This is a genomic window from Candidatus Dependentiae bacterium (genome assembly GCA_013821315.1).
In the GTDB taxonomy this organism is placed as follows: Bacteria; Babelota; Babeliae; order Babelales; family Babelaceae; genus JACDHA01.
Window position 1 is genome coordinate 15,445 of the sequence record JACDHA010000002.1, and the last position, 24,627, is coordinate 40,071.

Below are 24,627 nucleotides of genomic sequence, written 5' to 3' on the forward strand. Positions count from 1 at the left end.
CAAGCTAATACTAGAAACATTTTTTATAGATAGTTTTCACGTTCCCAATCGGTTACTGCTCTATCAAATTCTTGGCATTCTTTGCGCTTAAGAAGTAAATATTCATGCCACGCCTTTTGGCCCAAGAGCTCTTGTGCTAAAGTGCTCTTTTCAAGTTCATCAAGGGCTTGTGTTAAGCTTGTTGGCAATGACTCTATGGCACGTTCTTTAAGCGCTTCTGGTGTTAGCTTATAAAGATTATCGGGTATTGCTGGTGCAAGCTGCTTATTGTTTTTAATACCGTCAAGTCCTGCTTTGATTAATGCTGCACATGCTAAATAGGGGTTACAAGTTGCATCAGGACATCTTATTTCTGCACGTGTGCCTTCAGATGCATCTGCATGTATTTCGGGAATACGAATAAGAGTACTTCTGTTTTTATTGCCCCAGCAAATATAAATAGGGGCTTCGTACCCAGGAACCAAACGTTTGTAAGAGTTTATCGTAGGGTTAAGTAACGAGCTAAATTGTTTAATTGATTCGAGTACGCCAGCAATAAATGATTGTGCTACTGGTGACAAGTGGGTACTTTCTTGTTCGCTGTAAAATACATTACGTTTTGTAGTTGTATCGTACAGACTAAAATGGATGTGCATGCCACTGCCATTTTGATTTCTATGCGGTTTAGGCATAAAGCTTGCATGCAATCCTATATCTTGAGCGCGTACTGTAAGAGCATGTTTAGCCACTATTAATTGATCAGCTAAAGCAAGAGCGTTGCCATACTTAATGCTTATTTCATGTTGTCCTGAGGCAACTTCGTGATGAAGTTTTTCTACTCCTACACCAAGCAGTTTAAGATCTTTTATTATAAGTTGTTTTTCTTGGTGTTTTTTGTTGTTTGTCTCTGGATCAAAATATTTTTTTGCATCAGAGGCACTCGCTGTTGGATTACCGTCTTTATCTCTTTGGAACAGAAAGAATTCAAGCTCTGGGCCTACATTAAGTTGGTATCCCAAGTCAGCAAGTTCTTGACAAGCTCGTTCTAAAATATAACGTGGATCAGCTTCGTACCGTTCAGTTTTGTTTTTGTATATGTTTGCTATAAGCCAGGCTGTTTTGGTATCCTCAGTTGTCCAGGGAAGTATACGCAAAGTAGAAATATCAGCTTTCAGAAGTAAATCACTTTCAGTGATACTGCTGTACCCATTAATTGATGATCCGTCAAACATAAGTCCATCAGCTAGTGCATTTTTTACCTGATCTAGAGGTAAAGTTACTTCTTTTAAGTTACCCAGTAGATCACAAAAAGAGAACATAACAAAGCTTACCTTTTGATCTCTTAAATGTTTTAAAATACTCTCTGTCGTTTGAGAGCAGAGTGCAGGAAAGCTTATATTTAAACTTAAAAATAAAAATGCTTTAGCTACTCTATGAAACTTCAGACTCATTATAACTCCTTGATACTAAAAACAGTAGAAATGGGATGCCTAGGTATGAGTTATAAATTATTGTGTAAAAATTAGCAATACTTGAACTTAAGATCCTTCTACAAATTTCTTAATGTCTGGATAAGCATCTTTATTTAAAATAAAATCTTGAGAAGAAGCTGTTTGTGCTAGAGCACCATTTTCCATAAGATAGATCGTACAGTTTAGCTTATCAATAAGTACCGTATCATGGGTAGCTATAAGTACTATATAGCCTTGACGTGCAAGATCTTGTAGTGAGGCTGCTACTTGACTAGTAAGTAAAGGATCCAGTGCTGATGTTGGTTCATCTAAACATAAAACACGTGGTTTTAAGGCAAGACTACGTGCTAATGCTAAACGTTGCTTTTGGCCGCCTGACAGATTGGTAACAAGAGTTTGCTTTTTATCAGCAAGACCGTAAGTAATCAGTAGTTTATGAGCAATCTCTTGTGCTTCTTGAGCAGTTTTTCCTGCAGCTCGTTCAAGCGGAAAGGTAATATTACGCTCAACGGTCATGTTGTCAAATAAATTAAATTGTTGAAATACCATACCAACTAAGTGCTTTTTTATAGCTTGCTCTGGAGTTAACGTTACCCCGTCAAGTACAATCGTGCCTTGAGTATAGTCTTCTAGATTATTTAAAATACGCAGAAGTGTTGATTTACCTACACCTGAAGAGCCTAAAAAAAGAGCTATTTCTCCGGTTTTAACTGTAAGGGATATATCATTAAGGAGCGCGCGTGAGTGGTAAAATTTTGAAAGATGATTAATTTCGAGCATGACGTAACGACTTTTCAGTTTTATTGACTATAAAAGATACACATCCTGTCATAAGCAAATATAAAATGCCGGTAGCAATATAGACAGGTAAGGCTTGATGTGTTTGTGACATAATAATAGTGCCTCGTTGATATAATTCCATAACACCAATTAAAGATGCTAAACTTGAATCTTTAATAAGTGTTACGAGTTCATTGCCTAAAGAAGGCAATATAGTGCGTAATGCTTGCGGTAAAACAACAAAACGCAGCAGATCTGATTTGCTTATGCCTAAGGTTTGAGCAGCTTCAATTTGTCCATAAGGCACTGCAAGAATACCCGATCTTACCACTTGGCTTATATACGCACTACTATTAATGCCGATAGCAAGTACTGCTGTAATAAACGGATGTACATGGATACCCGCGTAAGGCAATATAATAAGATCCAAAAAGAATATTTGTAGTAGCATTGGTGTGCCACGCACAATAGTTACAAATAATGCTACAAATCTACGCAGCATGGGTGAGCCTTGAGTTTGAGCTATACCAAGCAATGTACCGCCACTAAAGCCTAAAGATGCTGCTAAGAATGCAAGTGATAGTGAGGTGCCCGCACCTTTTAATAGAGCGGGCAGATTATGTTTTAAAAATTCTAACGTTATCACAGAATTTCCCATTTTTGTTTAAGTGCATCGAGTGTGCCATCTGCTTGCATAGTATCAAGTGTTTTTTCTATATCTTGAGCAAAAGAAGCAGGAAGTTTACTTGACACTGCTAATGCATAATTTTCATCAGTTTCTTCAAGTCTTAATGTATTGAATTTATTGCCATCTTTATCAAGCTCTTTTAGGTATGGTTTTAAGCTATAATTAGATACCACAAGAGCGTATGCTTTACCACTTTCAAGCGCAGTAAATGCATCAGCTAATTTAGGTAATCTTACCAGTGTTATGTCCGGTATATTAGACATGTATAAATCGGCTATGTACCCCGTGTTGACTGCAACTGTTTTATTTTTTAATTCTTCTAAACTGGTAAGTTTAGGGTTTTTAGCAAGGGTTACTACAAGTAGTGGATTACCTGTAACATAAGACTTGGTAAAGTGAACATTTTTTGCTCGTTCTGGTGTTGGTGTCATCCCAGCAGCTATAACATGAATGCGTCCTAGTTCTATTTCAGGAAGCAGTGTAGTAAAAGGGCGATCTTTAAGTTCAAGGGTAAGGTTTAAACGATTAGCTAGTTCTTTTACAATGTCTATATCAAGGCCAACAATAGTATTATCTAAATCTCTATAAGAAAAGGGTGGAAAGTCAGCGCTTGTTCCTGCTACAAGAACTTTTCCTAAAGGTTTATAATCGTTGGTACGACGGTACCATACAACTGTAAATGCTGCTGCGGCAACAAGCATGCCAATAACTAGTTTTTTCATCTGAAATCCTTTATGTATATGGTTTTAAGTAGCTTTAAAGCCTACTAATGAGCGTACAGTAGTGTACGTTGTTTTAATAGTTTTACTCGAAAATGGTACAACAAGTACAGTGTTTTCACCAGCAAGTGTTGCTAAAATAGTTTTATTGGCTTGCTTATCAAGATATTCAGCTACAAAACTTGCCAGTCCTTCGCGTGTCTTAAGTACAATAAGAGTTTCGTTATGGTTAACAGCAGTAACAGCAATCTTAAGCATTTCGCTTTCGGTGTTTTGCTGTGGTAGCTCATAGAGCATACGATTATTAATAAGCTTTTTGATTATACCTAGTTGTCGCAAATCGCGAGAAATAACTGATTGATTGGCTTGTATGCAATGTTTTTCTAAAAGCATATGAGCAAGTGTCTCTTGATCTTCTATCTCATACTGAGCTATCAGTTCAAGTACTGCTGCATGTCTAGAAAGAAGCTCTTTTTTTGTTGCCATATATTCTCTACAAAACGAATAATTATTCAGTATTTATTACATTATAATCTCTATTTTTTTCTAAAGCAATAGGGAGCTGTTGCAAGAATCAAGAGATATGTGATACTTAAAGTACTTTAACTAGAATTAATTCTTAGGAGATTTTTTATGAATAGATATATAAATAGAACCAACTCTATAACGTATACACTTTTGTGCGGTATGCTTGTTGCTCCTGCCACTAATGTAACAGCTGCATTTACTATGCCCCGCTCTTTAAGCAAAGATCAACTTAAATATGTATGTTATTTTACCAGTGGTATAGCAACAGTTGCCACTACGTGTGCAGTAACTGAGTATTTTAATAAACGTAAGCTCAGAGCTCGACTTGAACGTGATATACAAGCTTATAAAGCTCAAACACAAAAAGTAAATAAAGAACTTGAGCTTATTAAAAGTGAAGAATATAAACTTGAGCAAGAACGTGAGTTTCTTTCCTCTCTTAGTCAGCTGTTGAAAAGTGTTACAGCTAAATATAAAGATGAAATTGGTTGCGCTCAAGGTCCTTATGATAAAAACTCTTTAGAGTCGACTGTTAATTTGGTACATAAAATTCAAGCTAAAATACAGCTGCAAGGGTGTTTAACAACTGCTTATATTCAAGAGCTTAAACAAGATCTTAATCAAATAAGTAAAGCAAGTGAAAATCTAGCGGTAAAAGCATTGGAATGGTCACAAACAGCTAGTAAAGCAGTATATAGAGATACTATTACTACCTTAAGTGATGCTCTTAAAGATTTAGGCTATAGATTGCAGTCAACAGCGTTTACTGCTGAATACTTTAAAAGTATAGTGGAACTAAATATAGCTTTAGCACAGAATTATGAAAATAAGTATGCAACCGAATTAAAGCTACAAGCTCAAGCTTCGAATGCTGAACATTATGCAGCAGATCTTGATGCTCATATTCGTGCTTTATATAGTGATGCTCAGTATCAATTTGCTTATTTAAGTTATGTAGCTAAAGTTCAATCAGATATTTCTACACTAAAAAGCTTTGTGCATAACGTGCCAACAAAACCAGCTCAATTAGACCCTTTTACAGCTACTATGCAGAGAGCTCAAGGTCTTATTGCTAGTCTTGAAACTCTTGTAGAATATGTTGTTACAACAGCTACTTATATACAAGAAAAGCAGCACAAGCCTGAGTTTGATAGACAAGAGGCACGTGCAAAACAAGAGTTACATGAAAAACAAGAACGTTTAGCTCTGCAATTGCGTGAAGCTCAAGCACGTATTGATCAAGAAAAACGGGTAACTGAAACTAAGTTACAACAAGAACGAGCACGTGTTAAAACTCTTGAAAATCAGTATGCTGAGATTGAGCGTGAACGTAAAGCTCTTGACGTTAAAGATCGCCAGATAGCACTTGAACGTGCACGTATACGTGACGGCGTAACCATACAAGAGGCTCTGAGCAATAATAATAATGACTGGAATTATAAGTATTCAAGCTTACACCAACATTATACTGCAGCAGTCAACGCGCAAAATGGACTTACTGCGCAACTTAATGCTATACAGGCAGAAAAAGCTGCTGAGCTTGCTCGTATAAACAACGAATTAAATCAAGCTCGTACTCAAATTAAAAATCATGAAACTAACTATCACAATTTAAATCGTGATTATAAAGCACTACAAAATAAAGCTCACCAAGCAGCTAATACCTTAGCAGTTCTTGATATTACTAATCCGCCATTTAATCCTGATATGGTAGACGGCCTAAGAAATTATATTAATACTATTAAAACGCATGCACGTACAGCACGTAATACACTTGCATAATTATTAAGTTATTAATTTTACTTAACAGTAGAGCCTGGGTTAAACCAGGCTCTATTTATTTATTGGTTAGCAGTTTTTATATTTACTTTTAGTGTAATGTATGTAAATCAATCAATGTATGTAGTGATTTACATAAGCCTTATTAACTGATTTACATACATCTCTTGAGTAAGTCTATAAATATGCTCTGATATTATTTGCTCTGGCTTTGAGATAAAAAGTGGTAAAGTATTCATTTAAGAGTTTCTATTTTTTAAACGAAACATCGAGTATACTACTATTTAACAATCACTTTCTTATCTCGAGATAATTATGATAAAAATAATAAGTATGCTTTTAGTTGTGTCTTCTGTTGGTGCTGAACAGCTGTCTTTGCCGCAAAGTTTAGCAAGTAAGCCCATTGTGCATTTAAAAGTACGGCAGCTAGACAATTGGTCTTGTGGTTATAATGCTCTTTATAATGCCTGTTTAGCAGAACAAAGGGCAGGTCTTAATAACTCTTCTAGTATTTTATCCCATTTTGAATTGCTATGCTCATCTTATTTGCGTAGTAAGCGCGCTAATCCTCAAGAAGCTAGTTCTAATACTACGCTTACAGATTTAGCCGATAAACTTAAGCTTGAGAACTTGTGTTGTTTATATCTTGACAAGCACAATACTGTTGAACCATTTTTCGATACACCAACTTCTATTACTTTTAAATATGGCCTTTCTCAAAGAGAAAAAGATCAATTAATGGAAAAAACAAAAAAGCAGCGTGGTGTTACTCTTTTTAAAGAACTCAAACAAAAATTTATTGCCCAAAAGCTTTGTTGTATGCATTTTATATGTAACGTTCAAGAAGATAGTATAAAACATTGGGTATTAGTATCACTTGTAAAAAAATCACCAAGCGATGTTATGCTCTATATTTGTGATAATATGAACAGAAAAATAACTGAACGTTCTCAAATTAAAAAATATATAGATTATCTGTATAATTTTTTTATCGGTTAAAATAATTCATGTATAAGCTCATGTAGTGGCTTAACATGCACTTCTTGCATCATAGCTTTATAAAACTTTTCATCATATTCACGCGTTTGTATAACTACGGGCATAGCTATAGCATGGCCAACAATTACTGCCTGTTTTTTAGTTTCAAGTGTTGCGAGTACTGAGCGTAATTGTGATGCATTGCTTACACCATTGAGCACTGCTTGGATATCTTTTTCATCGTTAAGTTGCGCTATTATTTTTGTACCTATCTGAGAAAGCACTTCAGGATCAATACCAGAAGGGCGCTGATCAACTACTAAAAGAGATACATAGTATTTACGCATTTCACGTGCTATAGTGCCAAAAATAGTTTGTCGAGCAGCTTGAGGATTTAAAAATTTATGTGCTTCTTCAATAGTAATCATAAGCTTTTTAGGTTCGTCTGCTTTTTTATGTGATCCTAAGAATTGCTCAGTTTTGCGCATATATAACGTGTGTATACGACGTGTGATAATATTAGCAATAAGCAAGTAACAAAACGTTGAAGTAAAGTTACCAAATTCTATTATTATTGAGATACCTTTATCGATATACTCTATCATGCGATCTATAACGTCGTTATGTCGTTCATGCTCAAGAGTTGATTGTATAAACGGAAAGCGCTCTATAGTTTTAAGCTTTCTATACAGTGCTGCAATAGATTCTGGATGTGCTCCGACTTCTTGAGCAAATTCCTTAAGTCTGTCGCCTTGTGACAAAAAGGTTTCAAGCCAATTCTTTTTATATTTAGCAGCTATTAAATAAGCAGCTTCGTAGGCGGTAGGGTTTAAATTAAGTTCAGTATCAAGTGAAATAATATCTTCAACAGCTAGAGCGCTATACGGTATAGTGAGCTCAACATCAGGGTTTCCGCCACGTCGCCTAGTGGAAGCTGGATCAAGAGAAAAAATTACCACTTTATCAGGAAACAGTGTCTTTAAACCTTTAACAAACGATTCCTGGTTGCCTTCTTTGCGTGCCTGTAAACCATACTCACTGTGCATGTCAAAAATAAGATTTACTGCTTTATCGTTATGAATAAGGCCTGCAAGCACTAAACGTGTTAAAAACGTTTTACCTGTCCCTGTTTTTCCAAAAATACCGTTACTACGCTCGGTAAGCTTTTCTAAATTAAGACATACAGGTGCTTCCATGTCCAGAGGGCATCCTATGGTAAAATATTTTTTACTTGGATCTTTTTCATCGCCAAAAATAAGAGCAATTTCTTGAGCAGTGGCTTCAAATACGGCAGAAAAATGTGATGGGATAGTTTTAACCGGTGCGGGTATGTTATGTGCTGTAAGCATGAGCATAGGACGTAATGTTGCCGTAGCATAAATGTCTTTGGTAGCGAGTGCTTGCTTAAGAAGTGGTTCTTGTAGTGTTGGCGGAAAAAGTAAAATATCAGGATGACTTACTTCTAACTTAAGATCAGTTATCAATGAAAAAAAACGGCTTTGATCACCATAAATTGAAACGAACTTACCCGTTTTTAAACCTTCAAGATGCGCATTACCATTAATACGCATCATAAGACCATCAGTAAGTGATCCTGCTATAATATGACCAATAGGCAGGGCTTTATTCATGAATAGGCCAACAGGGTAATATCGTCTCGATTAACCTCTAAAATGCCACCAGCGAGTGTCATAATGGTGGTAGAACCATCTTCAAGGCTTAGCTGAATTTCTTTGTTAGGTGCCAGAGGTGCTATAAGCGGGGCATGACCTGGCTGTATAACAAAATTACCTGTAGCCGTTTCTACTTCAAGCCAGTTAATTTCAAGGACTTGTGATCCTGTAGGAGAAATAAGAGTAAATTTCATAGTTGTTATAATTCGTTAGTAAGTTTTTCTGCTTTGCTAAAGGCTTCTTCTAAAGTTCCAACCATGTAAAATGCTTGCTCAGGCAAGTTATCGCATTCACCATTAACAAGTCGTTCAAAATCATGTACCGTCTTATCTTTAGGTACATAGCGTCCAGGAATGCCACTAGCAAATTCAGCTGAATGGAGCGGTTGTGTTAAAAACTTTTGAATACGTAAAGCACGTTTAACCAATTGCTTATCCTCTTCAGAAAGCTCATCGATACCCAAGATAGCAATAATGTCTTGTAGCTCTTTGTACCGTTGCAAAATAGATTGTACTTTACGAGCTACAGTATAATGCTTTTGGCCCACAATATGAGGATCGAGACCTTTAGAATTAGACTCCAGTGGATCAACTGCTGGATAAATACCAAGCTCAACTAAACGACGAGAAAGTACGGTGCTTGCATCTAAATGAATAAACGTTGTTGCTGCTGCCGGATCGGTTATATCATCAGCAGGTAAATAGACTGCTTGAATGGAAGTAATAGATCCGTTAATAGTGCTGGTAATGCGTTCTTGAAAGGCGCCCATTTCTGAAGCTAATGTTGGTTGATACCCTACCGCTGAAGGCATACGGCCAAGAACAGCTGATACTTCTGAGCCTGCTTGCACTAATCTAAATATATTATCTACAAATAACAGTACATCGCGCTTTTCGCTATCTCTAAAATATTCAGCCATAGTAAGTCCTGTAAGGCCAACACGTAAACGGGCACCGGGCATCTCTCCCATTTGGCCAAATACAAGCACTGCTTTATCAAGTACATTAAAACGTTGCATATCAAGCCAAAGCTCGTTTCCTTCACGTGTACGCTCTCCAACACCGGTAAAAACAGATACACCTTTGTGCTCAATGGCAACGTTACGAATAAGCTCAGTTACAAGCAATGTTTTACCTACGCCTGCTCCACCAAAAAGGCCAATTTTTGAACCTTTTAAATAAGGGCACATAAGGTCAATAACTTTAATACCGGTCTCTTGTATCTCGTTTTCTATGCGTTGCTCAATAAATAAAGGAGCTTCACGATGTATAGGCATAGTAAGGGTATTATTAACAGGACCACGTTCGTCAATAGGTCTGCCTAAAACATCAAATACGCGGCCTAATGTTGCAGGACCAACAGGTACTTGTATGGGGCCGCCTGTATCGATTACAACCAAATCGCGGCTAACGCCAAAAATATTTTCAAGAGCAATACAGCGGACTACGCCGTCGCCCAACTGTTGAGCAACTTCTACGCTTGCTCTGCGCTCTGGGTTACCCTGTTGTGCAGGAATAATAACTTGTAATTCATTAAATATATCGGGTGAATGTTCACGGGGAAACTGTACGTCAATGATGGTGCCGCTTACACGTAAAATAGTACCTGTACTAGGTTCTTGAGCTGTTGCACCTGAAACTTGGAGGTTATCACTTTCTGGTGAAATCATAATTTTTACCTTTTTGCTTCTGCAGTAGCTTATTAAAAGATGTTTTTATAGCTTTCAGTATAAAATAAGATTGGGTTAGACACAAACGTTATCTTAATTTTGTATAAACGTCTTACAAGAGGTTTAGTTGACCATTTGCAAAAAAAGTTTACATTTATAAGCTTATAAGTATGCATCTAGTGTCTCAATTATTATTATTTTAAAAATAACAAACAACAGCTAAGTGGGGTTTATGATTAAAAAAACTGCGCTTATAGCGCTCTTAAGTACGAACTTGCTTAGTGTGAATATATCTTTTTCAATGGAAGAAGGTCTACAGGCAGCTCATGTGGCACAAGCACCTGAGCTAAAAAAAACTATCTCTCCAGAGAGAATGGCGCAACTATTGCAACGTGCACAACAAACAGTAGATAAAGCAGCTAAAGTTGATACTTCAGCTTTACTCGCTCGTGTTGAAAAAGCACGACAAGCTCGCGCTGCAGCTGAAAGTGCTGCTGTTAATGCACAAATAAAAAGTCAAAATACGTTGCTGACAAGCTTTAATCTTTTTAAGGCTCGCTTTTCTTCTGTTACTCAACCAGTTACTGTTACTACGCAACAGGAACAAGATGATGAGGGTAGTGAAACAAAACCAAAAGTAGTTACTAGTCTAAAAAGTATCATTTTGGGAAATAACCTTAGATTAGACTTGTCATCTAAAGCGCCCTTTATTCAAGATATTGGTTTTAATACTAAAGGTTCTAAAGCTGATACTGATCAAGATGCTAGTATTATTACACTTGGCGTCTATAAGCGCGATATTATAGAGGCTGGTTTAGCTGTTGCTCAAATAACAGCAGAAACCCTTTTTTATAAAAGAGTACAACAACGTATGATTTGCCACATTGTTGACTCTATAGAAAACGATACAGATAAGTTTCTTGAGCTTTTAGAGGCAACTCACAAAGGCCTTATACGTTGTGACAAATTATATAATGAAGCATCTTTTTTAAATAAAGTTAGTTATGCTCAGAGTCGCAACTCTATGCTTTCTTATTTACATACCTATGTTAAGAAAAATCATACCTATCAGTTGCCTCTCAATCCAATTAAGTCGAACATCTTTTTTGACTCTTTGGCTCTTATGGCAGCAACTAAAGGGCTTGAGAAATTGCCAGATAAGCTTATTGCTCCGTGCAATTTTACTACACCTCAAGTAAATACAGGCATACCGAATTTATTTGCATACCTTACAACTAATGCAAAAGGCGTTGGAGGTAATTTACAGCCTGACAACATTACTATACCTCAAATAAATACAGGCGTGCCAATACCTTATTTATTTCAAACAACCTACGCAAAAGATGCTGAAGGTAATTTGCAGCCTATATATTTTTGGCAAGCTCCTCCTTCGGCATTTTCTGTAATAAAAGGACTAGCTAATCCGCGCCTCTTAGTAAGTAAGGTTTTATCAGGAGCAAATAGTCAGATGGCTGAGCTGCTTAATAATAGATTACATCTAGGTTTACCTAAATGGGTATATTCAGATGGGGTTCACTATCTCACTGATTATATGACGCTAGTGTATGGAGCTCAAATATTTACGAGTAATGCTTTAGATGATTGGTCTGAGTATCTTGAAACTCATCTTGAAAAGGAAATTAAGTTAGTTAAAAAATATAAACGAGCTCGTGACGAAAAGAATGAGCCGAAAGCCCAAAAGCGATTGGTAAAAATTAAAAATTTTGTGCTAGCAAGTTACAAAGATAAATCGATCTTACCTTGTTCACTTATAAGTAAATGGTGGAAAAGCAAAAATTCAGGGCAATCGAGAATAAATACTCTTATAACATTACCGGCCTATGGACTTTTAGCGTATAAAGCATATAAAACATATAATTATTTTTTTGGATCTAAATAACTAGTAATAAAGGAAAAAACACATGTATAAAATTGGTATAAAAAATAAAGTTCTTAGTTTAAGCATTCTTCTTCTACTCTGTAGCTCTTTGTATGCTGGAGGAGATAATAATAGCAATGGTGGCAAAGCTGAAGTAAATGGTGCTGGTGACGTTCTTAGAGATGCAGGACAAAATATTGGTAATCTTATGGATATGTTTGGTAACGGAGCTAATCAACTTTTCGGAGCTTTAGGTAATATTGGCGGAAATATAGGAGATGCAGCTGGTGGTGTTGTCAATAATGCTGGAGTACAAGGAGTTGCTGGAGCAGCAGCACATGGTGTTGAAGCTCTTTTTAACTCACCTGCAATGCGTTGGATGGGTAGTAAAATGGCTGCTGGGCTTGAAGCAGGTATTGACTTCGCTGCTGCACAAGCTGAAAAGTTTCAACAAGAAAATTTAGCAAAAGTTGCTAAATTACGCCAAAAACTTGAGAGCCGTTATTTAACTGCTGGTGAAAGACAAGATATTCTTGAAAGAATAGACGAATTAAAAGAAGCTGCTAAAAAAAATCGTGAACGTCTTCAAGAAACTATAGACAATGCAAATAAAGCTGCTTTTGAAACTTACCAAGCAGCAATAACTACTGCTCAAGACTATGCTAAACAAAGTCAATTAGGTAACCAAAAGCTACAGAGAGCTGCTGTCAATGCAGAAGCAAATAAAGAAGCTGCTATTGAAAAAACAAAAGCTATTATTGCAGCAGTAACCGATAAAAGCAATATTAAAAAAGCTGTTGTTGCAAGTACTGTTTTAATACTCAGTTATTATACTATAAAATATGGTAGTGCGTTAGCTCATGACGCTATTAAGCATTACTACAGAAATCCTACTCTTTCAACTGATACAACGCTTATTAACCCCTTGCAAGCTGCTAAGCAAAAATTAGTAAGTAAAATAACGGGTATAGAGCCAAAAAAGAGCTCAGTAAAAGATGTAATTTTAGAGCCTGAGCTTGCCAAGCGTGTAGACGTACTTGATAAATCTATACAAAACACAGTAAAAAATGGCGCTCCTTTTGGTAATATATTATTCTACGGACCTCCTGGTACAGGTAAGACTATGCTTGCAAAGCGTCTAGCTTTAAATTCTGGTCTAGAATATATTTACTTTACTGCTTCTGCTCTTGAGCAATATTCTCTTGAAGAAGGTTTAATTAAGCTTACTGAGCTTTTTGAATTTGCAAAAAGATCTTCTAAAAAGCTTATGATTGTTATTGATGAAGCTGAAAAGCTGTTTGCTAATCGTAGCAATCAAGTAAACGATAAAACAGGTAAATTGCTTACTCATGTATTAGGCTATACAGGTACAGAAAGTTATGACTTTATGGTTGTTGCATTAACCAATAGACCCCAAGATCTTGATAAAGCATTTTTAAGCCGTTGCGATGATCGTATTAAAATAGATGCGCCTGGCTTTGAGCAACGTCGCGCTATTATCAAAAAATACTTCACTGAATATTTATTTGAAGCAGCTAAGCCTTTAGTGGTACCTAAAAATCGTTGGGGCACATTTGTAAACTGGCTTGATAATAAACCACAGCCTGCTAGACGTATAACTATAGATAAAGCAGTACTTACAGCTGATTTTATCAATCAGTTAACAGAAAAAACTGACGGTTTTGTTGGTCGTGATATTTCAAAAATGGTTATAGCTATTCTTAAAGCTACGTATGTATCTGATGATGCTCACGTAACTCCTGAGCTTGTAAACCAAATAGCAGCAGTTAAAATAGCTGAAAGAGCAACAGAAAATACTGCTACTTGGCTGTAGTTTCATAAGCACTAGGCTATAAACTGAGAAACAAAAAAGAGAAGCTGGATGAGTATTTGTCCAGCTTCTCTTTTTTATACTTAACTAGTAGATTTGACTTTTTAGTGTCCTATAGCTTTAACTTCTACAGGCATTAAAACGCGGCTTAATACTTCGTCAGCATGACTTACCCAAATAACATTAATACCTTCGGTAATATCCTCTGAACCGATAAGGTCATTTTTGTTCTTTTGCGGCAAAATAATATGAGATATCTTGTTGCGTTTAGCTGCAAGTATCTTTTCTTTAACACCACCTATAGCCATAACGTTACCACGCAGGTTAATTTCACCAGTCATCGCATAATCTGCGTTTATCGGTCGCTGAGTTAACGCAGATAACAGTGAAGAAAGCAACGTAACACCAGCTGATGGACCATCTTTAGGAACTCCGCCTCCAGGCACATGGACATGCAGATCGTAATGAGTAAACATCTTAGGATTAATGTTAAACTCAAGAGCATGCATTTTTACGTAACTTAAAGCTGCTTGTGCAGATTCACGCATAACGTTGCCCAGAGATCCTGTAAGTATTAACTTACCTTTGCCGGGCATTGCTATAGCTTCGATTTTTATCATTTCGCCGCCATACGCAGTCCATGCAAGACCATTGGTTATACCAATAGTATGCGCACCTTGAATGTCTTCTTCGATAAACTTACACGGCCCTAGATACTTTTCTAGATTTTCTGGTGTTATAGTAATAAGCGAATTGCATTCAACGAGTACACGTGCTGCTTTAGAGCATACTTTTTTAATTAAACGCTCAAGTTCACGTACTCCAGCCTCTTTAGTATAATTAGTGATAATGTCACCGAGCACTTGCTCACTAAATTCAAGCGGTTGACCACCTAAACCTGAATCATTAAGAGCTTTTTGTACTAAATGCTTTTGAGCAATTTTAACTTTTTCACCATGAGTGTAACCACTCAGTTGAATAATCTCCATACGATCTCGTAGGGGCTCCGAGAGTGTTTCCAAAGTATTAGCTGTTGCTATAAAAATCACTTTAGATAAATCAAAAGGGATACCTAGATAGTTGTCGTAGAACGTTTTGTTTTGTTGTGGATCTAATATCTCAAGCATAGCGGCTGAAGGATCGCCTCTAAAATCTGCACCTATTTTATCTAACTCATCTATAATAATAACAGGGTTAAGAGATCCTGCTTTGCGGATGCCTTGAATAAAACGTCCTGGCATTGCACCAACATATGTTCGTCTATGGCCACGTATTTCAGCTTCATCTTTAACGCCACCTAAAGAAATTCTAAAATAGTTACGGCCTAAGCTTTTTGCGATCGACTTACCAAGAGAAGTTTTACCTGTTCCTGGAGGTCCTGCAAAGCATAAAATAGGTGAATGGCCGTCCGTTTTAAGTTTACGTATAGATATAAAATCTAAGATACGCTCTTTGATTTCTTTAAGGCCATGATGATCTTCGTCAAGCACCTGTTTTGCTCGTTCTATGTCAAGATTATCAGTTGTTTCTTTACCCCAAGGTAAAGCAAGTACCCACTCTAAATGAGTGCGTGTTACTGCTGCTTCCATAGAATCAGGAGATGCTTTTTCTAAGCGATTAAGCTGGCGGTTAACTTCAACACGTACTTCTTCTGGCAAATCAACTTCGGCCATTTTAGTGCGCATACGCTCAACTTCATCAGTTTCGTCTTCGCCTAACTCTTTTTTTATAGCCCGTAATTGTTCACGCAAATAGAACTCTTTTTGGGATTTATTCATAGAGTCGCGTGCGCGGTTTTTAATATTCTCTTGCATTTCGCTTACTTCAAGCTCTTTTGCTAGATAGGTATACAAACCTTCAAGAAACTCTTTGTGACTACGTGCTTCAAGTAGTGCTTGTGCTTGATCGACGCGTAACGTTAGATGAGACAAAATAAAATCGGCTATTTTTTCTGCGTCATGAATTTTTGACAGTATTATATGAAAATCAGGACTGAGCGCATGGCCTGAAGCAGAAATTTGCTCAGCTACTGTTTTAATATTTTTAATTTGTGCAGAAACTTCTGTCGCATCAGTAAGCTCTTCAAAATGGATAGGCTCAATATGTGCTTTTAAAATATTTTCTTCAGCAACAATATCAAGGACTTCAGCTTTTCCAAGGCCTTGTACCAATATTTTTATACCGCCTTCAGGTATTTTAATAAGACGCATAATAGACGCTATAGTGCCGACTTTATATAAATCTTTTGTGCCAATAGCTCCTTGATGCGAATCAGACTGTTTGTTTGATGCAAGCAAAAGAATCATTTTTGATTCTTCTTGCAAGGCACTGTTGATTCCATTTATGATCCGTTCATCAAGAACCAATAACGGTACAATCATATTTGGAAACACTACAACGTCCATTGTCGGGACAACTGGCAGCGTTCCCGGCATGGCATCATAGATAGAATTGTTGATAGTTTTCATTCTACTCCCCCTCTATTAGGTTATTTACTATCCCTTGTCTTGAGTGTAGCTAAGGTCGTTTAAGAAACACAATATTTGGGCAATATATAATCTAATGAGCCATTGAACATGAGGGTCTAATCTAGTAGTATTCTAAAATACGCTAAGCATCACGTTTTACAGCATTTTTAAGAGTAGTTTTACTGTTCATTTTTTGTTTGCAGTTGGCATTAAATAAAAAAATTAATTTAGTGGATTAGGAGTAAAAAACAGAGTGCTTTGATAGTTATTTTTATTTAAGGCTGCGTATAATCTTAGTAGTTGATTAATGTCAGGGCACTTAAGATATATTTTGCGCATGCTTACATTTTTTATTCTGTGCACAGGTGGTTGTGCCGGTCCTAACACGGTAACTGATAAGTTTTTCTCAAGGGTGTACGTTATAAGAAAATCTGCAACTTTATCTGCTTCTTTTTCAACACAGGCAGCTTGGGTATGACGTAGTTCAATTTCAGCAAGGCGTATAACAGGAGGATAGCGTACAATCGTGCGCTTCTCAAGTTCAAAATTATAAAATTGAAGATAGTCTATTTCGTTTAAGTAGTTAAATACAGGATGATCAAGCATACATTGCACAACAACTAAACTTTCAGTTGATTGACGTCCAGCGCGTCCGGCAACTTGAATAAGCTGTTGCAAGGTAACTTCAGCTGCATTATAGACAGGAAAGCTTAAATTAACATCTGCCCATAAAATACCTACAAGAGTTACTTTAGGAAAGTGGTATCCTTTAGTAATAGTTTGAGTACCTACCAAAATATCTAGAGTACCTGATTGAAAGTCGTTTATAGTCTGTTGCCAATTTTTTTTATTTACTGTTGCATCCAAATCGGCTCGTGCTATACGAGCAGTAGGAAATAGCTTTTCAAGGATAGCAACTATTTGCTGAGTTCCCACACCTTTTTTAAGTAAGTTTTTAGGCCCGAGTTTGCAGCTAGAACACGCTGTCGGCTCAGCTTGCGTAAAATTACAGTAATGGCATATTAATGTTCCATTATTATGAAACGTTAAAGTAACTGAGCACTGAAGGCAAGCAGGTATAAAGCCGCAACCGGTACATTGGATAAAAAAGCTGTGACCGCGTCTATTTAAAAAGAGTATGGTTTGTTCTTTTTTAGCAAGTCTATCAGCTATGGCTGTTTGCAGTTCTTTTGTAATCCAAAAATGTGCTCGTTGCTCTTTGTTTTCTGTAAGCTTAACCCGTTGTATTGTAGGAAAGGCACCCGCAAAACGATGCTTTAATGAGAAAAAATGCCAATTTTTAGTTTGAGCTGTATACAAAGAACTTAAAGAAGGCGTTGCTGAGCCAAGTACAATAGGTATTTTTGCAAGTTGTGCACGCAGGAGCGCTGCTTCTTTAGTGTTAATACGTGGGTATTTTTTCTCTTGAAAGCCTACATCATGCTCTTCATCAATAATGATAACACCTAAGTTTGCTATTGGCAGCAATACAGGTAAATGGACACCAATAATGACAATGGGCTGCGCTGTAAGTAATTGCTCCCATAAAGTCCGTTTTTCTTTAATGCTTGTAGCTGAATGGAAGCCATATATGAGTACGCTCTCAGGTAATTGTTTTTTAAGGAGCTGAGTAAACTGTACGGCAAGAGATACTTCAGGTAGTAGCAGCAATACACTTTTGTTGCAGCTTAGAGCATGCATAATAAGTTGTTTATAAATTTCAGTTTTACCAGACCCTGTTACGCCATGGAGTAAACTAGGGTAATAGCGTGGTGACTCTATAATTGGAGTAAGAGCAGCTACGATAATTTTTTGATCTTCTGAGAGAGTAACATCAAGTGGTCTATGCTCAAGAATAGGGCTTGTTACGCTTTGTTCGATTTCTTCTTTTTCTTTTAAAAATATGCGTACGCGCTTAAAAAAATAAAAAGGATCTAAAGCATAATAGATGCTTAACTGTTTAATAAATTGTTGATAATAAGTATCTTGAGGAAAGGGTTCTAACGAATGTGCAGTACGCAAAGCAAATGAAACAGGATTTTTAAGATGTTCAAATTGCTCACAGACTAAAGCGGTTTCTATACGTTTTTGAAAAGGGACTTTAATTAAAGTTCCTACCAGATTTTCTGATGCTAATTCAGTGGGAACGGTATACGTAAATATTTCTTTATATCCGTTAAGCAACCTGACGTTGATGAGCATTTGATGGCCATATTTCTGTAGTAGAGTAAGATCGATATATATTAAGAATACGCGGTTATTTGAAAAAGAAAAGCTGCTTTTAGAAACTGATGTGTATAAGCTTGCTTAAAGTGCACTCTTTAATAATAGCACTAGTAGTGTGTTTATATAATTTTTATTTGACACTATTAAAAACTTAGTTATTATTAAATTATATCAAATAAAATAATTATTGCTTATTAGGAAACTTTTATGACAACATTTTCAAAGTATTTATTCAGTTCTGTGCTTATCTGTTTACTTTTTTCTAGCTTAAGTGTTTGTATGCATGAAAGTTCTATAGATCAAATGCTTGACAACGTTTTATCACATCCAATTGAACAGTTAGCTAGTTCAGATTTATCTACTAAGGAACATCTTAAGACAGCTCTGCTTAAAAAATATAGAAAAGTATTAACTCCACTAATTTCTAATTTCCCTATTACGTCTAAAGTGCTTAGTGGTCACACTGATTATATAACTTCAGTGGCTTTAAGCCCTGATAGTAAATATGCTTTAACTGGATCTTTAGATAAAACTGTTCGCTTATGGGATACAACCACTCTTACTTGCAGACAGCTTCTAGCATCTACAAGTGGTATAAAGATTGTGGCCTTTAGCCCTGACAGCACTTATGCTCTAGTAGTTCCAGTAGGTAATATAGTATATGTATTTAACTTAAAAACAGGTAGATCATATAAGTTGCAAGGTCACATAAGTACTATAACCTCACTAGCAATAAGTAGTGATAGTAAGTATGTATTAACAGGGTCTCGTGAAAAAATTGCTCGTTTATGGGATCTAAAAACAGGGCAATCCCAAATGCTTATAGGTCATAATGGTTGGATAACCTCAGTAGCCTTAAGCCCTGATGGTAATTATGCATTAACAGGGTCTACTGATAAAACTGCCCGCTTATGGAACTTAACTAATTGGAAAAGTTATGAACTCCCTCATCCTGGCGTAGTAAGGTCAGTAGCGTTTAGTTCTGATAGTAAGTTTGCTTTAAGTGGATCAGAGAGTAATGCGTCAAATGATGAAACTGTACGGTTAGTAAATGTAACTACTTGTAAAAGTCGTGTACTTCTCTATACAAGGAATGTGCGCTCAATTACTTTCAGTTCTAAGGGTAAGCATGCTTTAATTGAATTCTATAAAGGACATAGTAGTATATGTCTATTAAATGCAGAAACATTACAATCACGAGAAGTTGAATGCTCATATGATACTACAACTGTAACATTTAGTGCTGACGATAAGTATATTTTAAGTGGATCAGGAAATGGTAATCTTAGTGTTTTTGATAGTGAAACAAATACTAACAAAGAAATTCTTAAGGATCATACTACTTCTCTCTCATGTATATCATGCAGTGCTAACGGTAAGTCTGTTTTAACTGGCTCTAAAGACACTACGGCATGCTTATGGTCTATAGAAAGTATAGACGACTTAACACTTGAGCAGCTTGTATTTCTTGTAAAGCTAGAAACACACTCTTTTAGATTTATTGATGCAGATAAAGAGCACGTGTTAGATTCTTTTACCTCTTATATAGATAGCTCGCCTAAGCTCCCAAGTGAAAAATATGCCACTAATTCTTTAATTAAAGCCTACATAGATGATAAACGTAATCACCTTTTACAAGCAGTTGCTCATGATTCTGTAGCAACTGTAGTATATCTTCTTAAAAGAGGCTTTAGTTTAAACACTTGTGACAAAGCGGGTAATAACTTATGGCATTATGCATTTAAAGGGTGTGTAAAAGATAGAGTTGCATATCCAAGTACAAATGTTCTTCAATTGTTGCTTTCACTAGAAGGTACCGATAAAGGATGTAGAAAAGCTAATAAGGCAGGTCTTTCTCCCTTAATTATCGGGCTTCAGTACAACAAAGAATTTACGCAAGAATTTATTTTTAAGTACTGTGATATAGTCTCTGAAAAAACTGAAAATGGAGAAAGCAAAAGCTTTAGCCGATGCTCAATCCAATAAGAAATTTTATTATTTTCTATAAAAAGGCTCGGTAATTCGAGCCCTTTTTTTTGTTCAAGGTTAGTTAACGAGTAGTGTTAATAGTTTAATTTTACTTAAAAAAGCAATTGTGTCATGCTTTTTAAGATTATTTTAAAACTTTTTACTATAGAGCATGTTTATGCTAGATCATTACACTTTAAGACTACTGAGGTTCCGGTGGATACTGCCCCAAAAAATAGAGTATTTATAATTGATGGTTCTTCGTTTTTATATAGAGCTTATTATAGTATTAGGCCGCTGCATACAAAAGATGGTATTGCTGTTCAGGCTGTCTACGGCTTTTGCCGTATGATTAAAAAGCTTATTGATACGTATCAGCCAGAGGGTTTGGTTCTTGTATGGGACAGTAAAGGTAAAACAGTACGTCATGAAATGTATGAAGATTATAAAGATTCACGTCAAGCTGCACCAAGCGATTTAGTTTCTCAAAAAGAACTTATACAAGAGTTTGCTGATAATATCGGGCTCATACAAGTACAAATGCAAGGTGTTGAAGCTGATGACCTTATGTATTCTATTGCTAAAGACCTAGAGCGAGAGCAGTGTCCTTCAGTTTTTGTAACTTCTGATAAAGATATGGGTCAGGCAGTTAGTGAGTATATCTCTATTTTAGACCCCTTTAAAGAGGCTTTTATAACTGTTGAAAGTTTACAAGAAAAGCTTGGCTTTGAGATAGCCAAGATACCATTTTATTATGCTCTTGTAGGTGATGCCGCCGATAGTATTCCTGGTGTTAAAGGTATAGGGCCTAAAGGTGCGCAACAATTAGTGCAGCAATTTAATTCTCTTGAGGATCTCTATGCTAGTATTAACGCAGTAAAATCTGTCCGCATTCAAGAACTGCTTATCAATGCTAAAGCAGAGGCTTTTTTAAGTGAGCAACTTTTTATACTACGTATATACGACACCGCATTAACAGCGCAAGGTTGTGTTTTTGAGCGCAATAACTGGCATAAAGCACGTTCTTTTTTTGAAAAGCTAGAATTTAAAACATTAGTAAAAGATATAGATAGTCAAAGCTTAGACAAGCTACAAACAGTAAGTTCTGTGCCAACGCTTCCCTTACATGGTAGGTACACCTTTATACTCGTAAACACAAAAGAGTTGCTTAACGAAGTGTGCAACCACATACGTACAGCTAAACACTGTGCACTTGACACAGAAAGTGACGGACTTAAACCATTACAAGCAAATTTAATTGGAATATCTGTCTGTGTACAAGAGGGAGTATCATATTATATTCCGTTTGGTCATATAACTGATGAGCTGCAACTTTCAAAAACATACGTGCTTGAGCAGCTTAAGCCATTATTTGAAGATGAACATATTGCAAAGTATTTGCATCATGCAAAATTTGATGCTCTGATGTTGTATCATGCTGGAATAGAACTTAAGGGCATTGTCTTTGATACCATGATTGCTGCAAGCTTAGTCGTTCCCGAAGGGCAGCGTATAGGTCTTAAATATCTTTCTGAGTATTATTTTCAAGAGCCCATGCTTTTTTGGAATGATGTTGTTAAAAAAAATAAATATAAAGACTTTTCTTATGTTCCCTTAGGCATCGCAACTGAGTATGCTGCAGCTGACGCTCATCAAACATATAAGCTTTATAACTTGTTTATGAAAGAAGTGCATGATCGCAAGCTAAAAGATTTATTGTTCCATTTAGAAATGCCTACTATGCAGGTGCTCTACGAGATGGAAAAAGAGGGTGTCTTTGTAGACGTTGCTGTTCTAGAGCAGATTAATACAGTCGTTACACACGATATTACGGTGCTACGCAATGCTATTACCGATTTGCTTGGTGAAAGTTTTGCTACACTTAATTTAAATTCACCAAAGCAACTTGAAGATCTGTTATTTAATTATCTTAAGCTTCCTGCGGTTAAAAAAACCACTCAAAAGACCGGATATTCAACTGATCAAGAAGTGCTTAAAGAACTTGCGCTCCTGCACCCTGTGCCTGGCCTTATTGCAAAATATCGTGAACTTTATAAAATTAAGAGCACCTATTTAGAAGGCTTGCGTGATGCTATTAATCCTCATACAGCAAAAGTGCATACAACTTTTAGTCAGACAGCAGTTACTACAGGTCGACTTTCAAGTTCAGAGCCAAATTTGCAGAATATTCCTGTTGATAAATTACATGTACGTGCTGCATTTAAGCCAAGTGAAAACTATCTGTTTTTATCAGCCGATTACTCACAAATAGAGCTTCGTGTTCTTGCTTATCTGTCTCAAGATACTACTTTACTATCTGCATTTACTACAGGCCAAGATATCCATACCCTGACTGCAGCAGGTCTTTTTGATGTACCGCTTGAGTCGGTAACGCATGAGCAACGCCAAACAGGTAAACGCATTAACTTTAGTATTCTTTATGGTTTAACTGCTCATGGGCTTTCTAAAGATCTTCACATTAGTCATAAAAAAGCAAAAGAATATATCGATCGCTATATGGCACAGTATCCAGGTGTAGTTGCATGGATGGAAAAAATTACAGAGTTTGCTCAAGAAAAAGGGTACGTAGAAACCCTCGGTGGTCGGCGCAGATACTTATCTGGTATTCGTGAGAAAAATAGACATCTCTATGATCTTGCTCGTCGTGCAGCTATTAATACCGTTGTACAAGGTACTGCAGCTGAGCTTATGAAAAAAGGTATGGTAAACTTACAAGCACACTTTGCTCAAGAGTCGCACAAAGCTAAAATACTTATTCAAATTCATGATGAGCTGCTTATTGAAGCGCACAAAGACTATCTTGATTCTATACTAAGTACTGTTGAAACTATTTTAAAAGAAGTAGTAAGTTGGAACGTGCCTCTTGGTGTTTCAACACGCATTGGAGCTGACTGGCAAGCTGTTACCAAGTAAAAAGCTTGTTAAGGTAATAAGTTAAAACATACTCTTTATTATCACAAATAAGCAAGTATTTGATAAAACTAATAATTTTATTGAAAATTATATAAATAATAGTATACTTAATAGTATCCAGTAGTTATTTTTAGTATTTTACTTTAAGAGTTATCATGAATATAAGAAAAAGCTTAGCGCTTATTATGGTATTGTTTGTTTGTTGTAAAAGTTATGCCATGAGTAAATCATTGCAAAATCAGACAGTTAAGCAATTGATTGTAAGTTTATATAAAACCAAGCAGTTACCAAGAAGCATCTATACCATATGTAAAGGTGCCAATGTGTATAATCTTACTGAGCAGTTACAATCGTTAGGCTATAAAGACAATACTTTGTTGTCATATATTGGTTTTGCTAAAACAGCTTGCCCGGAGTTAATAGAGCATTTAAAAAAGAGCCTAATACAAGCTTATAGTGCTGATACTATGACAGGTCAATCGTCACACTCTTGCGCAATTATACTCAAGGCCTATATATATAAACTGTTTGAGACAAAAGAAATTACCGAAAGTCAGTATAGATTGTTTTGTTTGGTCTCAATGGGTAACTTAGCTGAATATATGTTAGCAAAATATAACTGTTCTGCCAGACAACTGATTAATCTCTTTTTTTCTGAAAAGTTCTATTCTTCTAAAGATACTATGTTATCAGCGGTTATAAACAATTTACAAGGCATGAAAGTTATAGATTTTGTCTATAGCCTCATTATCTATATGCATGAGATTGGTGATCTTAACAGTCTTCCTCCGGTAGAGGTAATAAAAGAAATAGCTTCTAATGTAGAAAACTTTGATTATAATCCTACACTCTTAGCTAGTCTTATAGCCTTTAGAACTAATATAACTGCTGCAATACAACATTATAGAGTATGTCTTGATGATGTTAAAGAAAGTATACGCCGACATACACTGCAACTACAGCAAAATTTAAAAATTAAAGATGTTGATCATCTGTTACCTGAAGATGGTATGATGTTTATTCTAGAACTATAAAAGTAACTTATGATTAGGTGAC

Annotated in this window: 17 protein-coding genes; 7 read left to right on the plus strand and 10 right to left on the minus strand. The window is 36.2% G+C overall.

The window, feature by feature from the left end; genetic code table 11:
* Positions 1-23: 23 nt before the first annotated feature.
* The 5 genes from glnA to H0X48_00675 all read right to left on the minus strand — a co-directional run bounded on the left by glnA (position 24) and on the right by H0X48_00675 (position 4,124).
* A complete protein-coding gene (gene glnA, locus H0X48_00655) occupies positions 24-1,430 on the minus strand; it encodes a type I glutamate--ammonia ligase (GenBank protein ID MBA3953818.1) in 1,407 nt (468 codons plus the stop codon).
* An 87-nt stretch (positions 1,431-1,517) separates the two neighbouring features.
* Positions 1,518-2,231 carry an amino acid ABC transporter ATP-binding protein gene (locus H0X48_00660; GenBank protein MBA3953819.1) on the minus strand — a complete coding sequence of 238 codons (714 nt, stop codon included), beginning with the start codon at positions 2,229-2,231 and terminating at the stop codon, positions 1,518-1,520.
* Positions 2,218-2,877, minus strand: a complete 660-nt coding sequence (locus tag H0X48_00665) for an amino acid ABC transporter permease (protein MBA3953820.1) — start codon at positions 2,875-2,877, stop codon at positions 2,218-2,220. The genes H0X48_00660 and H0X48_00665 overlap by 14 nt, the downstream gene beginning before the upstream one ends.
* The gene (locus H0X48_00670) at positions 2,874-3,641 is read right to left on the minus strand and encodes an amino acid ABC transporter substrate-binding protein (protein MBA3953821.1); all 768 of its coding nucleotides are present in this window, start codon (positions 3,639-3,641) and stop codon (positions 2,874-2,876) included. Before H0X48_00670 ends, H0X48_00665 begins: the two co-directional genes overlap by 4 nt.
* A 24-nt stretch (positions 3,642-3,665) precedes the next feature.
* Positions 3,666-4,124 carry a hypothetical protein gene (locus H0X48_00675; GenBank protein MBA3953822.1) on the minus strand — a complete coding sequence of 153 codons (459 nt, stop codon included), beginning with the start codon at positions 4,122-4,124 and terminating at the stop codon, positions 3,666-3,668.
* 147 nt (positions 4,125-4,271) lie between these two features.
* Here H0X48_00675 and H0X48_00680 point away from each other — a divergent pair, with 147 nt between their 5' ends.
* Positions 4,272-5,948, plus strand: coding sequence for a hypothetical protein (locus tag H0X48_00680; GenBank protein ID MBA3953823.1), 1,677 nt, complete (start codon positions 4,272-4,274; stop codon positions 5,946-5,948).
* Between the two features lie 312 nt (positions 5,949-6,260).
* Complete coding sequence (locus H0X48_00685; GenBank protein MBA3953824.1) at positions 6,261-6,944, plus strand: hypothetical protein; 684 nt, start codon at positions 6,261-6,263, stop codon at positions 6,942-6,944.
* On the opposite strand, the gene H0X48_00690 is transcribed toward H0X48_00685, so the two are convergent.
* Genes H0X48_00690 through atpD form a run of 3 tightly spaced genes read right to left on the minus strand, consistent with a single transcriptional unit; the run spans position 6,941 to position 10,265 of the window.
* Positions 6,941-8,554, minus strand: a complete 1,614-nt coding sequence (locus H0X48_00690; protein ID MBA3953825.1) for a DUF87 domain-containing protein — start codon at positions 8,552-8,554, stop codon at positions 6,941-6,943. The two genes, H0X48_00685 and H0X48_00690, sit on opposite strands and share 4 nt — an antisense overlap.
* Positions 8,551-8,790: a F0F1 ATP synthase subunit epsilon gene (locus H0X48_00695; GenBank protein ID MBA3953826.1), complete on the minus strand. Its 240-nt coding sequence runs from the start codon at positions 8,788-8,790 to the stop codon at positions 8,551-8,553. Before H0X48_00695 ends, H0X48_00690 begins: the two co-directional genes overlap by 4 nt.
* 5 nt (positions 8,791-8,795) lie before the next feature.
* Positions 8,796-10,265, minus strand: a complete 1,470-nt coding sequence (gene atpD, locus H0X48_00700; GenBank protein MBA3953827.1) for a F0F1 ATP synthase subunit beta — start codon at positions 10,263-10,265, stop codon at positions 8,796-8,798.
* A 232-nt stretch (positions 10,266-10,497) separates the two neighbouring features.
* On the opposite strand from atpD, the gene H0X48_00705 reads away from it, so the two are divergent.
* Positions 10,498-12,165 carry a hypothetical protein gene (locus H0X48_00705; protein ID MBA3953828.1) on the plus strand — a complete coding sequence of 556 codons (1,668 nt, stop codon included), beginning with the start codon at positions 10,498-10,500 and terminating at the stop codon, positions 12,163-12,165.
* Between the two features lie 22 nt (positions 12,166-12,187).
* Positions 12,188-13,978 (plus strand): ATP-binding protein, encoded by a 1,791-nt coding sequence (locus tag H0X48_00710; protein ID MBA3953829.1) that lies wholly within the window; start codon positions 12,188-12,190, stop codon positions 13,976-13,978.
* A 101-nt stretch (positions 13,979-14,079) separates the two neighbouring features.
* On the opposite strand, the gene lon is transcribed toward H0X48_00710, so the two are convergent.
* Positions 14,080-16,443, minus strand: coding sequence for an endopeptidase La (lon, locus tag H0X48_00715; protein MBA3953830.1), 2,364 nt, complete (start codon positions 16,441-16,443; stop codon positions 14,080-14,082).
* A 222-nt stretch (positions 16,444-16,665) separates the two neighbouring features.
* Entirely contained in the window at positions 16,666-18,645 is a 1,980-nt protein-coding gene (gene priA, locus H0X48_00720; protein ID MBA3953831.1) for a primosomal protein N', read from the minus strand.
* Between the two features lie 231 nt (positions 18,646-18,876).
* Between priA and H0X48_00725 the strand changes: the two genes are divergently transcribed.
* From H0X48_00725 to H0X48_00735, 3 genes are all read left to right on the plus strand, one after another.
* Entirely contained in the window at positions 18,877-20,655 is a 1,779-nt protein-coding gene (locus H0X48_00725) for a hypothetical protein (GenBank protein MBA3953832.1), read from the plus strand.
* A gap of 114 nt (positions 20,656-20,769) precedes the next feature.
* A complete protein-coding gene (gene polA, locus H0X48_00730) occupies positions 20,770-23,571 on the plus strand; it encodes a DNA polymerase I (GenBank protein ID MBA3953833.1) in 2,802 nt (933 codons plus the stop codon).
* Between the two features lie 155 nt (positions 23,572-23,726).
* Positions 23,727-24,605: a hypothetical protein gene (locus H0X48_00735; protein ID MBA3953834.1), complete on the plus strand. Its 879-nt coding sequence runs from the start codon at positions 23,727-23,729 to the stop codon at positions 24,603-24,605.
* The last annotated feature ends 22 nt before the right edge of the window (positions 24,606-24,627 follow it).

Coding starts and splice junctions, on each gene's coding strand:
- polA (MBA3953833.1), top strand. CDS start 20,770: ATGCTTTTTAAGATTATTTTAAAACTTTTTACTATAGAGCATGTTTAT.
- H0X48_00735 (MBA3953834.1), top strand. CDS start 23,727: ATGAATATAAGAAAAAGCTTAGCGCTTATTATGGTATTGTTTGTTTGT.
- H0X48_00695 (MBA3953826.1), bottom strand. CDS start 8,790: ATGAAATTTACTCTTATTTCTCCTACAGGATCACAAGTCCTTGAAATT.
- priA (MBA3953831.1), bottom strand. CDS start 18,645: ATGCTCATCAACGTCAGGTTGCTTAACGGATATAAAGAAATATTTACG.
- lon (MBA3953830.1), bottom strand. CDS start 16,443: ATGAAAACTATCAACAATTCTATCTATGATGCCATGCCGGGAACGCTG.
- H0X48_00725 (MBA3953832.1), top strand. CDS start 18,877: ATGACAACATTTTCAAAGTATTTATTCAGTTCTGTGCTTATCTGTTTA.
- H0X48_00680 (MBA3953823.1), top strand. CDS start 4,272: ATGAATAGATATATAAATAGAACCAACTCTATAACGTATACACTTTTG.
- H0X48_00670 (MBA3953821.1), bottom strand. CDS start 3,641: ATGAAAAAACTAGTTATTGGCATGCTTGTTGCCGCAGCAGCATTTACA.
- H0X48_00710 (MBA3953829.1), top strand. CDS start 12,188: ATGTATAAAATTGGTATAAAAAATAAAGTTCTTAGTTTAAGCATTCTT.
- H0X48_00690 (MBA3953825.1), bottom strand. CDS start 8,554: ATGAATAAAGCCCTGCCTATTGGTCATATTATAGCAGGATCACTTACT.
- H0X48_00660 (MBA3953819.1), bottom strand. CDS start 2,231: ATGCTCGAAATTAATCATCTTTCAAAATTTTACCACTCACGCGCGCTC.
- H0X48_00675 (MBA3953822.1), bottom strand. CDS start 4,124: ATGGCAACAAAAAAAGAGCTTCTTTCTAGACATGCAGCAGTACTTGAA.
- atpD (MBA3953827.1), bottom strand. CDS start 10,265: ATGATTTCACCAGAAAGTGATAACCTCCAAGTTTCAGGTGCAACAGCT.
- H0X48_00685 (MBA3953824.1), top strand. CDS start 6,261: ATGATAAAAATAATAAGTATGCTTTTAGTTGTGTCTTCTGTTGGTGCT.
- H0X48_00705 (MBA3953828.1), top strand. CDS start 10,498: ATGATTAAAAAAACTGCGCTTATAGCGCTCTTAAGTACGAACTTGCTT.
- glnA (MBA3953818.1), bottom strand. CDS start 1,430: ATGAGTCTGAAGTTTCATAGAGTAGCTAAAGCATTTTTATTTTTAAGT.